The sequence below is a fragment of the Ammoniphilus soli genome (assembly GCF_040813775.1).
Map to the genome: position 1 here is coordinate 170,476 of NZ_JBEGDL010000002.1, position 12,624 is coordinate 183,099.

A 12,624-nucleotide genomic window follows, 5' to 3' on the forward strand; every position below is an offset into this window, starting at 1 on the left:
ACGAGGGTGTCTCAAAGAGTGCCAGGCACTTTTGAGACACCCTCGTGATTAACAATAGGAGGTGTTCAGTATGAATGGAGAAAGCCCAGTGATTTCAGGCAGGGCATCAGTCCAGCAACAGGGCAAGACAAGGGCTTGGCAGAGCGATTTGAAGAATGACTTGGTCGGATTTGCCTTCATTTCCCCGTGGCTCATCGGGTTTTTAGGATATATCATTGGTCCGATGATCGCTTCTCTCTACCTCTCTTTTACGAATTACGATTTATTGTCGAGCCCTACTTGGATTGGGTTCGATAATTATATCAATTTGTTTACCTCGGATGAACGTTTTTGGACAGCTTTAAAAGTGACATTTACTTTCGTTTTTGTCTCCGTACCCATGAAATTGGCTTTCGCCCTATTTGTCGCCATGCTGTTTAATCGGAATTTCCGTAGTGTTGGGGTTTACCGGACATTATACTATATTCCCTCTATTATTGGCGGAAGCGTTGCCGTGGCGGTCATGTGGAGAGAGCTCTTTGGGCAAAACGGACCGATTAATGGGCTGCTTGGCCTATTTGGAATTCAAGGTTCCAATTGGATAGCCAATCCGGACACCGCGCTTTCTACGCTAGTCATCTTGGTCGTTTGGCAATTCGGATCGCCAATGCTCATTTTTTTGGCCGGATTAAAGCAAATCCCTAGGGAATTATACGAAGCGGCATCTGTTGACGGAGCCAACCGTGTTCATCAATTTTTCAAGATTACGATACCGATGCTAACGCCAGTTATTTTCTTTAATCTGGTCATGCAAATGATCAATGGTTTTATGACATTTACCCAAAGCTTCATGGTCACTGGAGGAGGTCCGCTTGATCGTACCTTGTTCTATGCCGTGTACCTGTATGAACAAGCTTTTGGTAACTTCAAAATGGGCTACGCTTCTGCCATGGCCTGGATCCTTCTTATCATTGTCGGCGCATTCACAGCCCTGATCTTCAAATCATCTTCTGCTTGGGTCTATTATGAGTCGGAGGGAGGAAAATAAAGTGAGTCCAACAATTAGGAGATTTACTTTTCATTTTTTCATCGCTGCTGTTGCGCTGCTTATGATCTACCCTATCGTATGGACGATTGTAAGCTCGGTCAAGCCGGAGGCGGAGATTTTCCGCAAAGCTTCCTCCTTGATTCCTTCCGAATTTATCTGGGAGAATTATGCTGCCGGGTGGAAGGGCTTCGGATCCGTTGGATTTGATGTGTTCTTTAAGAATTCCGCTATCATTACCATCATGGTTGTGATTGGTTCAATCCTTTCTTCTACTGTCGTTGCTTTCGGGTTTGCCCGAGTGCAGTTCAGATTTAAAAAGCTGATGTTTGCCTGCTTAATGGCAACGATCATGCTGCCGTCTCAAGTGACCTTAATCCCGCAATATATCCTTTTTGATAAACTGGGGTGGGTAAACACCTTCTTGCCGCTGATCGTTCCGGCCTTTTTAGGAGGAACCCCATTCTTCATCTTTCTTCTGATTCAATTTATCCGCGGTATCCCGCGTGAATTAGATGAAGCGGCGGTGATCGACGGCTGCAGCAAATTCGGTATCTTTTGGAGGATTATCCTTCCGCTGTGTATGCCGGCCCTAGTCACCGTAGCCATTTTTGCCTTTATGTGGACATGGGATGATTTCCTGACACCGCTCATTTACTTGAATGACATCAATCTCTATACCTTATCTCTCGGTTTGAAAATGTTTGCTGACCCATCTTCCGTATCTGCTTGGGGACCATTATTTGCCATGTCGGCCCTTTCCTTGCTTCCGCAATTACTCGTCTTCCTCTTTTTCCAAAAATATTTAGTTGAGGGGATTTCTACAACGGGGTTAAAGGGATGATTCTTTCATAAATGATGTGTTAAGGCAGGTTTATATTTGAAAACGTTGTTATTTTGATTGGAATTTATTTATAAAAATATGTAGGGAGAGAATCTTTATATGAAAAAATTATTAAAAGCATGTTTAGGGGCTTCATTATTAGCACTATCTCTTTCAGCGGTTCCAGTAAGTGCAAAGGATTTAGGACATGAGGTCTTAGGTCCGAACGACGGTTGGGCGGCTTATGCAAACGGAACGACTGGAGGAGCTGCAGCCGATGCAGACCATATTTTTACGGTCACCAATCGAACTGAACTAATTCAGGCTTTAGGTGGCGATAACACGAAAAATAAAACCATTAGCACCCCAAAAATTATTTATATCAAAGGCACTATCAATTTGAATGTGGATGACAATAATCAGCCAATAGAAGATGATAGTTTCTATAGTGATGGCACGGCGTATGATTTTGATCAGTATCTGGAAACATTTTCTCCTGAAATTTGGCCAATAGACAAGAAGGTTTCAGATCATGAATTAGATAAGGAAAGGAAGAAAGCTCAACAGAATCAAGGTAAAAGAATACTGATTAATGTCGGATCGAACACCACGATCATAGGCGTAGGAAATGACGCAAAAATCGTGGGTGGCGGCTTAGTCATGGACGGGGTGAAAAATGTCATTATACGAAATATTGAGTTTGAGGCTCCCATCGACTTGTTCCCGCAATGGGATCCAGCCGATTCAGGTGGAAACTGGAATTCAGAATTTGATAGCGTGACCATTACCAATTCCGAGAACATTTGGATTGATCACAATACCTTTGGTGACGGGGAACATCCGGACAGCAAGTCTGGAGAATATTTCGGTCGTGAATATCAACAGCATGACGGATTGCTGGACGTAAAGAATGGTTCCGATTATGTTACGGTCTCGTACAATGTTTTCCAGGAGCATGATAAAGTAACGCTTGTCGGCTCCAGTGACTCGAGTACAAAGGACCCTGGCCATTTGAAAGTGACCTTCCACCACAACCATTATCGAAATTTAAGCCAGCGTCTGCCTCGTGTTCGCTTCGGCCAGGTGCATGTTTACAATAACTATTATGAGTTCTCGAAGGATTCCGAATATGAATACAGTTACGCACTAGGAGTAGGTAAAGAATCCAAAATTTACGCAGAAAACAATTATTTTGATTTTGATTGGGATGTGGATCCATCTACCATTCTGAAGGAATGGAAAGGCACATCGATTTATGAGGATGGATCCTTCGTAAACGGCTCTAGCACACATCATCAAGTCGATTTAGTTGCAGCTTATAATGAGGCTAATCCTTCTAAACCATTCGATGAGAATGTAGGTTGGGTTCCAGAGATCCATGACCGTATTGATCCGACACAAAGTGTACCTGCATTGGTGAAAACAAAAGCGGGAGCCGGTAAGTTAAAATAAACCGAGTTTTTACGGGAGGCTGCCCTAAAAGGGATATTACGGGGCAGCTATTCCTTCCTAGCAAGTTCGGTCTCAAGATAAGTAGATTTTCTCCCATTAAATTTCGATTATGACATAGACGGACTGATTTTAAGTTCAACCAGTTCACCTGAACTTGTTTGGAGGCAAACGTGTGGAATCCAGATGAATATTTAGAATATCTTTATGCAAGTATCCAACCCGAATTTTCGTTTATTGCCAGGAGTAAAGAAGATTGGTTCGAATGGCGTTCAGCTCTCAAAGATAAATTTTCCGAGTTGCTTGGTCACTTTCCAAGCGAAAAGGTAGAGTTAAGTCCAATCGTATTGGAAAGAAAGGTCTTTGAATCCTATGTAAGAGAGCGGATCGAATATACCGTAGATGCGCACCTGAGAGTGCCTGCCTATCTACTTATTCCTAAGCACAGGAGCGGCCCTCTGCCTGCCGTCATTGCCTGTCACGGTCATGGCTATGGGAGCAGAGAAATTGTCGGGCTATGGCCGGACGGCTCAGAAAATACTTCAGCTCCGGGAATACATAAAAATTTTGCATTAGAGTTGGTGAAGAAGGGATTTGTCGTCTTAGCTCCGGAAATATTGGGGTTTGGCGACCGGCGGCTCCTTCAGGACCAAAATGAGGATCCTCGGGTTAATTCCTGTTATCGGTTGTCTATGAATCTATTGATGATGGGAAGAACGTTGGCTGGACAAAGAGTTTTTGAGCTTCAAAGGGCCGTGGACTATCTGATTGCCAGAGAAGATGTGGCAAATGAGCAAATCGGATGCATGGGTCTTTCCGGAGGCGGACTTATCTGTGCTTTTGCTTCCGCAATAGATGAGAGGATTAAAGCAGTTGTCCTCAGCGGTTTTGTGAACACGTTTAAGGGGAGTGTGTTGTCCATGCGCCACTGTGCGGACAATTATATACCAGGCATCCTTCCTTATGCTGAAATGCCCGATTTAATCGGATTAATTGCTCCTCGTCCGCTCTTTATTGAGACAGGGATGGAGGATCATGTCTTTCCCTTGGATAGTGCATTAGAGGCGATCTCCCAATTGAAAAGGATTTACGGAATGATCGGAGCGACGAGCGCTCTAGAGACGGATATTTTCCCAGGTACCCATGAGATATGGGGGAAAAACGCTTATGATTGGCTTGAAATTCAATTAACTAGCGAAACGAGGGGCATGAATGAAGCTTAGTATCACAGTAGCAGAAAACGCCGCTCCCCTTGCTCCTTTTGTTTTAAGGGACAACTATTCTCTGGCCATTGAAAAAGCAGCATTATTGGGCTACGACGCGGTAGAATTGCATGTAAGAAATCCCGAGGAAATCGATGCCGAAGCCTTGCGGGAAAGCTGCTTTCGTCATGGGATCAAAGTTTCTTCTCTTGGAACAGGACTCGCCTATGCTATGGAAGGCCTGAGCTTGAACAGCAGGGATTCGGAAACGAGAAAAAAGGCCATAGAAAGAGTAGATTCTCATATTCGGCTGGCTGATAAACTAGACTGCCTGGTCATTATTGGCTTGATGAAAGGACAAGTCAAGGAAAACTGCGGTTTTGATTTCTTTGAAAGCCTGCTTCAGGATAGCTTGAAGCACTGCCTCGATGTGGCAGCCAAGGAACAAGTAATGGTCGTTCTTGAAGTGATTAATCGATATGAAAGCGATTCCTTCAACACTACGAATAGTACAGCTGAATTTATCAGCAGATTCGATACCAATCTATTGAAAATGCATATCGATACTTTCCATATGAACATCGAAGAAAGCGACATGGTACAGCCGATTCTTCAGGCAAAGGAGCTCATTGGGCCATGTGCATTTTGCAGATAACAATCGGATGTGCCCCGGAGACGGGATGCTTTGATTTTAAGCGTGTGATCCATGCGCTGAATGAGATTAACTATACGGGGCATATTGCCATGGAGTGTTTGCCGCTTCCCACATCTGATGAAGCGGCGAGAGGAGCCATTTCTCATTTGAAAAGAATGTTAAACGCATAAAGGAGGTTGTACGATTGAGGTTAAAGGATCAGGTAGCGATCATCACTGGAGCTACTTCCGGACTGGGAGAAGCGATAGCCTATCGGTTTGCCAAGGAAGGGGCAAAAATAGCGGTGATAGGCAGAGATCAGGAACGAGGAGAAAAAGTAGTATCTGCCATTCGTGCCAATGGAGGAGAAGGTGTCTTTTTTCGCGCCGACTTGACTGTGGATTCAGATGTGCAGCATATGGTCGAGTCTGTGGTGAATTGCTTTGGAACCATCCATACAGTCGTGAACAATGCAGGTCTGGTCATTCCTGGAAATATCGTCGACATTAGCCCATCAGATTGGCAAAAGAGCTTCCAAACCAATGTGACATCGGCCTACTTAGTGAGTCATTATGCCTTGCCTTATCTGTTGAGAGAACAAAAAGGATCCGTGATCAACATTTCTTCTGAAGCCGGTTTGAAAGGATTTTCCAATCGGGCAGCTTACAGTGCGGCCAAATCCGCCCTCATCGGGATGACCAAAGCGATGGCTGTTGACCATTCGCCAAGTGGGATTCGTGTGAACTGCATCTGTCCGGGTACAATCGAAACGCCGATGGTTCAGCGCACCTTAGCCAATCATGAAAATCCGGAGCAACTTAAGAAGGAATTTTTGCAGAGGCGCCTTACGCCAAGCTTAGGGACACCCGAAGATATAGCTGAAGCAGCGGTTTATTTTGCTTTGCCTGATAATCTATACGTTACTGGGGCTATTTTGTCAGTAGATGGAGGAGCGCTTGCCAAGTGATCTGCTTGGTTGACACAAATTTATGAAGCATGATAATAAAAATATTGCGTAAATTAGAAATATGGATTATATTGTAGTTAACAACATTGTTATTTTTTAAACCTACTTGTTAGTATTGCTAGCAAGTATATATTTTAATTATTTTTGAAAACGTTGTTATTATGGATCGATCCCTGCAGAAAGGAGAGATGCCGATGAGTATTCATAATTTAGGTCAAGAGTTAGCGGATACGGCATTGTTGTATTCGGAGCGGGCTTGTCAAGAGCTAATGAAAACGTTTAAACCTGAAGAACTGCCTCCTGCCCATCGCTGGCACTACCATCAAGGAGTATTTTTATATGGCTTGCAGAAGGTATGGGAAAAGACAGGCAGGCAGGAGTACTTTGACTATAGAAAGCCTATGTTGACTCCCTTGTCGATGAACAGGGAAATTTCCTGTTCGCTAGAGATGAATTGGACTCGATCCAACCCGGAATTCTACTATTTCCCTTATATAAGGTGACGAAAGACTCAAGTTACCTGATCGCTGCCAGGAAATTGAGAAATCTATTCGGTACGTTAAACAAGACCAAAGAAGGCGGATATTGGCATAAGGATAGTTGTCCCCATCAGATGTGGCTGGATGGCCTATTTATGGAAGGGCCTTTTGCTTTACTTTATGCGCAATGGTTTGATGAGCCCGAGCTAGTAGAGATGGTTCTGCATCAGGAAAAACTCATGAGATTGCATATGAAGGATGAAAAAACCGGTCTCCTCTTTCACGCTTGGGATGAAAGCGGACGCCAGCGATGGGCGGATCCCGTTACGGGTTGTTCTCCTGAATTCTGGGGAAGATCGGTGGGATGGTATGGAACGGCCTTGGTAGATATCCTCGAACTTCTGCCGGCCGATTACCCCGGCCGATCAGAGCTGGTTCAATCCTTGCGACAACTGATCCGCGGGTTGCTCCCCTTCCAGGATCTCCAAACGGGCTTATGGTATCAAGTGGTGGATAAAGGGGAGCAGCCGGACAACTGGCTTGAATCATCCTGTTCCAGTTTGTTTATCTATTTCATCGCGAAAGCGATCACAAGAGGCTATATCGATGAGAGTTATCTGGAACCCGTTAAAAAGGGGTATCAGGGCTTGCTGGATCACATGATCGTTTCCGGTGAACAAGGATGGAAGATGAAGGGAATATGCATCGGTACCTCTGCTGGCGGTTATGATCACTATGTCGGCCGTCCGACAGGCGATAACGATTTGCACGGTGTCGGGGCTTTTATTCTGGCAAGCGTGGCTTTGGAAGAGTGCATTAGGAACAGTTCAGCAAAATAATAAATTTCTACTAAGGAGAGGGAAGCGATATGAAAAGATTTGCCATTTGCGGTGTAAGTAATCGAGCATTAGGAATGTTTATGAAGCCGATGCTGAAACATTTTTCTGAAGGAAATCAAATCGTAGCCATTCTTGATAACGATTCCAGGCGATTTGAAGTATGCCGGGAAGAGTGTCCGGAATTGGGGGAAGTACCAGCTTATTTTCCTCAACAATTTGATCAAATGATTTTGGAGACAAAGCCAGATGCCATTATTGTCGCCAGCCGGGATGATACCCATGTTCACTACATTGTGAAGGGGCTTGAAAAGGACCTTGAGGTATTTACTGAAAAGCCAATGGTTACCAATGCCGCCGATGCCAAGAGAGTATGGGAAGCAGAAGCGAAGAGCAAAGGGAAAGTAACCGTTACGTTCAATTATCGCTACAGCCCTTATCATCGCAAGATCAAGGAATTCCTTTTGGAAGGGAAACTCGGGAGAATTACTTCGGTTGACCTGAACTGGTATGTGGATACATACCACGGATCGAGTTATTTCCGCCGCTGGAACCGCATGCGCGGGAATTCCGGGGGTTTATCCATTCATAAATCCTCCCACCACTTCGATCTGGTTAACTGGTGGCTGGATCAAACGCCATCAGAAGTGTTCGCTTTTGGCGCCTTGAATTACTTTGGGCCGGATGCAGAGCTCAATCCCGAGAAAAGGGATCATCGCTTCTGCGGAACCTGTGATGTGAAGCAGGATTGCGATTACTTTATGCGCTGGACTACGAGAAGCAAGGGGCTATCCATTCGCGATGATCATTTGCGGGCGGATGTGATGGATCAAAATAACCCCAAGTATACCGAGTATAGGCCAGATGCTTGTATTTTTGATTCAGAAATTGATATTGAGGATACCTATTCGGTTAACGTGAAATATAACCGCGGGGCTTTGCTGAACTATTCGATTAATTTTTCCGCTCCTTATGAAGGGTACCGCTTAGCAATCAACGGGACAAAAGGAAGACTGGAAACGACGGAGTATCATGAGCCGAGCCGAATTCCGTTCCCGATTCCGGAACAGCAAACAATCGAATACTATCCACTATTCGGATCGAAAGAGATCATCCATGTGGTCCGCAATGAAGGGGGGCACGGGGGAGGAGATCCGCTATTGCTGGAGGATATCTTCCTTGGCAAAGATCCGAGAAGAAACTATGACATTCTGGCCGGTTCCGAAGCAGGGGCTTATTCCATTGCTGTAGGTGAAGCCGTTTGGCGTTCCTGCAAGGAGAACAGGCCGATCAAGATTCAAGAGCTTCTGGGTGTGAATCAAGAGGAATTGCAGAATATTCGATAGTGAGGGTACGCTCGATGCGAACGATTCATACAGATGAAATCCGGGATACCGTTGCCAGGCTTTGTTGGGAAGCTTGCTACTATTTGCCGTCTGATATTACCAATGCTTTTAAAAAAGCGGAAGCGAAGGAGCTTTCCCCATTAGGAAAATCCATCTTGACCCAATTGATTGAAAATGCCGAAGTAGCTGCATCAGAACAAATGCCGTATTGCCATGATACAGGGATGGCGGTCGTCTATGCGGATGTAGGCCAAGAGGTGCAGATCACGGGAGGAAATTTTCTGGAAGCCATCCATGATGGGGTAAGAAAAGGATACAGTGAAGGGTTCCTGAGGAAGTCGGTGGTGGGAGATCCTTTGCTCCGTGTGAATACGAACGACAATACCCCAGCCGTTGTTCACACCGAAATCGTTCCCGGTGACCAGGTGAAGATTACGGTCCTCCCTAAAGGGGGCGGAAGCGAAAATATGAGCGCGATGAAATTTTTGCTGCCTGGAGAAGGGGAGGAAGGCGTCAAGAAATTCGTCCTGGAAACCATTGAAGCGGCTGGAGGAAAAGCCTGTCCACCCGTTGTCGTAGGTGTAGGAATCGGGGGGACATTTGACAAGGTCACTGCGATTGCCAAAAAAGCGGTATTGCGGGAAGTGGGTGCCTATCATCAGGAACCGCATTTGGCGCAATTGGAAAAGGATTTGCTTGATGTAATCAACCAAACTGGGATTGGTCCCCAGGGGCTGGGGGGAACCAACACCGCTTTATGGGTGGCAGTAGAATCCTACGCTTGCCATATCACCGCTCTGCCGGTAGCGGTCAATATTCAATGCCATGCTGCCCGCAAAAAGACATCGGTGATTTAAGGGGGAATTCAAGTGGCTACCTATCATTGGCAAACTCCTATTGCAGATGAACAGATCAAACAGCTCCAAATTGGTGATGAGGTATTCTTGACGGGCACTCTTTATATGGCTAGAGATGCGGCACATAAACGGTTAGTCCAATTGCTCCGAAACGACCAGCCCCTGCCGGTTGATCTGAAAAACCAAATTATTTTTTATGCTGGACCTTGTCTCCTAAACCGGGTCAAGTGATTGGGTCAACCGCTCCCACCACGGCGTACCGGATGGATCCCTATGCGCCGGCATTATATGAGTACGGGGTCAAAGGAACAGTCGGAAAGGGCCCGCGGCGGGATATGATCAAAGAGGCATGCCAAAAGCATGGGGCAGTATCTTTTGCAGCCATCGGCGGATTGTCGGCCATTTTAAGCAAATGCATAAAAAAAGTTGATGTTGAGGCCTACGAGGATTTGGGGCCGGAAGCAATCCGGAAGCTAGAGGTTGAGAATTTCCCCTTGCTTGTCGCCTATGATTCGAAAGGTCAGGATTTGTACGAGCAAGAGATCTTGAAATACCGAAAGCTATAGGATTGGCCTATAATACGTTTTTATCGGAGAGATACCCTGTTAGATGGAAGCATATCAATAGGGTATCTTTTCACTTACGAAGGAGAATCAGATCGTGATATCTTCGCTGGATTATAAAACTCTTTTTCGTTTTTTTGTCCCTTTAAGCTTTTCTGCTACCTTGGTGACTCTTTCTCACGTGATCATCCACAGTACCTTAGCGCGTGCCGAAAATGCGGCTGTAGTTATTGCAAGCTACTCGGTGGCTTTTAGTCTTTTTGGAGTATTGGAGCGCAGTGCCGTTATTTTCCGGCAGACTTCAACCGCTTTGGTTCGCGATAAAATTTCATTTTATGCGATGGCCAAAGTGACGGCCATGGTCCTGATCGCCATTCTCTGCATATCGCTGGGAATTGCCTTTACGGATGTGGGGAAATGGATTTTCACGTATGCGTTCGGGGTAAAGGAAGAGCTGCTGATCCCTACGATTGAAGCTTATAAAGTGCTTCTTTTTGTCACGATTTTTTCGGGAATACGCTGTTTTTACCAAGGAGTGATCATTTCCCATTTACGGACAAAATGGATGACGATCATGATGATCGTCCGTCTTGTGTTAATGGCCTTGATCGCTGTGGTCGTGACGAAGAAGGGGTGGGCCACAGATGGTTATATCGGTTCGTATATTTTTCTCTTCGGCATGATGGTCGAAGCCTTGGTAGGTTTTTTGGAAGGGCATTATCTTTTCAAAAAGCTGCCTGAAAAGAAAAAAGAGCATGCCATAGAAAGTCACGCTCAAGTGTTCCGTTTCTATCGGCCGCTGCTGCTGGCATCGCTGATCGCTGTCATGATCAATCCGATCATCATGGCGGCCCTGGGCTGGAGTGAAAAAGGAGAATTGGCCATTGCCTCTTTTGCCGTTGCGGCTTCGGTCACGCAATTATTTTTAAGCTTTACTTCCTATATGCATCAGATTGCCATCAATTTTTTTAATAAAGATCCAAAAACCGTGATTCGATTTTCGATCGTACTTGGGCTATTGCCTTCGCTTATGCTTGGCTGTATAGCTTATACCGCACTAGGGGAATGGATCTTACGCGATATTATTGGGGTTACGGGAAATTTATTGCAAGAGAGCATTGTTACCTTAAAGTTTTTTATTCTATTAACCATGTTATTTCCATTTTTAGATTTTCTAAATGGAATGTTGATCCTCAGAAATCGAACATCCTTTATGTTCTTATCCCAGATATGCAATGTTCTGACTACAATAATCATGTTGTCCTGCATTCTACTCTTTAGCTCAAAGAGCGGCGGATGGATCGGTACGGTAAGCCAAGTTACGGGGATGGCTGTGGAGTTTTTTGTGGTTTTAGGCTTTATTTTGCACGATATCAAGAAAGAGAAGATCGAGGAAGGAAGTTTCCTCGAAAGTCACTCGAATAGTTTCTGACAGGATCATTTTGGGAGGGATAGATTTGGACTATCGACAATTGGGAAGCACTGACCTTCGAATCAGCGAAGTAAGCTTTGGCACGTGGGCCATTGGCAGCTCCTGGGGAAAGGTGAAGGATGAAGACTCGCTTCGTGGCTTGCAAGCAGCCATGGACGCCGGGGTTAACTTTTTTGATACGGCAGACGTTTATGGGAATGGACACAGCGAAGAGCTGCTGGCAAAGGCCATGAGAGGGAAAGAAGATGACACCTACATTGCCACGAAGTTCTGCCGTGCTGGGAATATTCACGATCTTGGAACCTATAATGAACAAACCGTCCGCCAATATTGCGAAGCGAGTTTGAAGCGCTTGAACCGGGAACGAATTGATTTGTACCAAATTCATTGTCCGCCGCTTGATATTTTAAAAGACGGGGGAGTTTTCGAAGTGCTTGACAAGCTGCAAGCCGAGGGGAAAATCCGATATTACGGCGTTAGCGTGGAAAGCGTGGAAGAAGGCTTGGTTTGCTTAAACCATTCGAATGTAAGAGCCTTGCAGGTGATCTTTAATATTTTCCGACAAAAGCCATTAGAAGAGCTTTTCCCACAAGCAAAGAAAAAAGGGGTAGGCATCTTGGCTCGCCTGCCGCTGGCAAGTGGTTTGCTAACCGGAAAATTCGGTCCGGATACGGTATTTGAAGAAAATGATCATCGCCGGTATAACGAGAATGGCGAATCCTTTAACGTAGGGGAAACCTTTGCAGGCTTAGGATTCAAGAAAGGGCTTGAACTGAGTAATTCCTTGCGCTGGATCGAGGAAGGCAGAGGGGACATGGCTTCCGCCGCCCTTCGGTGGATCCTGGATCAGGAGGCTATCAGTTGCGTCATCCCGGGTTTTAAAAGCGCCGAACAGGTGAAAGCGAATCTCAAGGCGTTGGAGGCCGCTTCTTTCTCCGTGGAAGAACGGCAGCAGTTGGCTGCATTCTATCAACAACGAGTGGCTCCGCATATTCGCGGATCCTATTAAAAC

At 45.4% G+C, this 12,624-nt stretch carries 13 protein-coding genes and 1 pseudogene; all 14 read left to right on the top strand.

Features of this window, described 5'->3' with window-relative positions; genetic code table 11:
- The first annotated feature begins 70 nt into the window (after window positions 1-70).
- The 14 genes and pseudogenes from ABLT31_RS05540 (at window position 71) to ABLT31_RS05605 (ending at window position 12,621) form a co-directional block, all read left to right on the top strand.
- Entirely contained in the window at window positions 71-1,027 is a 957-nt protein-coding gene (locus tag ABLT31_RS05540; protein ID WP_367749548.1) for a carbohydrate ABC transporter permease, read from the top strand.
- Window positions 1,028-1,088: 61 nt separating this feature from the next.
- On the top strand, window positions 1,089-1,868 hold the full coding sequence (locus ABLT31_RS05545) for a carbohydrate ABC transporter permease (protein ID WP_367750227.1): 780 nt from the start codon (window positions 1,089-1,091) through the stop codon (window positions 1,866-1,868).
- A 99-nt stretch (window positions 1,869-1,967) separates the two neighbouring features.
- Window positions 1,968-3,299: a pectate lyase family protein gene (locus ABLT31_RS05550; protein ID WP_367749550.1), complete on the top strand. Its 1,332-nt coding sequence runs from the start codon at window positions 1,968-1,970 to the stop codon at window positions 3,297-3,299.
- Window positions 3,300-3,469: 170 nt separating this feature from the next.
- Window positions 3,470-4,519, top strand: coding sequence for a dienelactone hydrolase family protein (locus ABLT31_RS05555; protein WP_367749552.1), 1,050 nt, complete (start codon window positions 3,470-3,472; stop codon window positions 4,517-4,519).
- Entirely contained in the window at window positions 4,509-5,153 is a 645-nt protein-coding gene (locus ABLT31_RS05560; RefSeq protein WP_367749554.1) for a TIM barrel protein, read from the top strand. Before ABLT31_RS05555 ends, ABLT31_RS05560 begins: the two co-directional genes overlap by 11 nt.
- Window positions 5,144-5,323: a hypothetical protein gene (locus tag ABLT31_RS05565; protein WP_367749556.1), complete on the top strand. Its 180-nt coding sequence runs from the start codon at window positions 5,144-5,146 to the stop codon at window positions 5,321-5,323. Before ABLT31_RS05560 ends, ABLT31_RS05565 begins: the two co-directional genes overlap by 10 nt.
- Before the next feature lie 14 nt (window positions 5,324-5,337).
- Window positions 5,338-6,099 (top strand): SDR family NAD(P)-dependent oxidoreductase, encoded by a 762-nt coding sequence (locus tag ABLT31_RS05570; RefSeq protein WP_367749558.1) that lies wholly within the window; start codon window positions 5,338-5,340, stop codon window positions 6,097-6,099.
- 194 nt (window positions 6,100-6,293) lie between these two features.
- Window positions 6,294-7,417 (top strand): annotated as a pseudogene (locus ABLT31_RS05575) (glycoside hydrolase family 88/105 protein).
- A 29-nt stretch (window positions 7,418-7,446) separates the two neighbouring features.
- Entirely contained in the window at window positions 7,447-8,760 is a 1,314-nt protein-coding gene (locus ABLT31_RS05580; protein ID WP_367749560.1) for a Gfo/Idh/MocA family protein, read from the top strand.
- Window positions 8,761-8,774: 14 nt separating this feature from the next.
- Complete coding sequence (locus ABLT31_RS05585; RefSeq protein ID WP_367749562.1) at window positions 8,775-9,617, top strand: fumarate hydratase; 843 nt, start codon at window positions 8,775-8,777, stop codon at window positions 9,615-9,617.
- 12 nt (window positions 9,618-9,629) lie between these two features.
- A complete protein-coding gene (locus ABLT31_RS05590; protein ID WP_367749564.1) occupies window positions 9,630-9,848 on the top strand; it encodes a fumarate hydratase C-terminal domain-containing protein in 219 nt (72 codons plus the stop codon).
- The gene (locus ABLT31_RS05595) at window positions 9,824-10,183 is read left to right on the top strand and encodes a fumarate hydratase C-terminal domain-containing protein (RefSeq protein ID WP_367749566.1); all 360 of its coding nucleotides are present in this window, start codon (window positions 9,824-9,826) and stop codon (window positions 10,181-10,183) included. Before ABLT31_RS05590 ends, ABLT31_RS05595 begins: the two co-directional genes overlap by 25 nt.
- A gap of 94 nt (window positions 10,184-10,277) precedes the next feature.
- On the top strand, window positions 10,278-11,612 hold the full coding sequence (locus ABLT31_RS05600; protein ID WP_367749568.1) for a multi antimicrobial extrusion protein MatE: 1,335 nt from the start codon (window positions 10,278-10,280) through the stop codon (window positions 11,610-11,612).
- A 25-nt stretch (window positions 11,613-11,637) separates the two neighbouring features.
- Window positions 11,638-12,621, top strand: a complete 984-nt coding sequence (locus ABLT31_RS05605; RefSeq protein ID WP_367749570.1) for an aldo/keto reductase — start codon at window positions 11,638-11,640, stop codon at window positions 12,619-12,621.
- The last annotated feature ends 3 nt before the right edge of the window (window positions 12,622-12,624 follow it).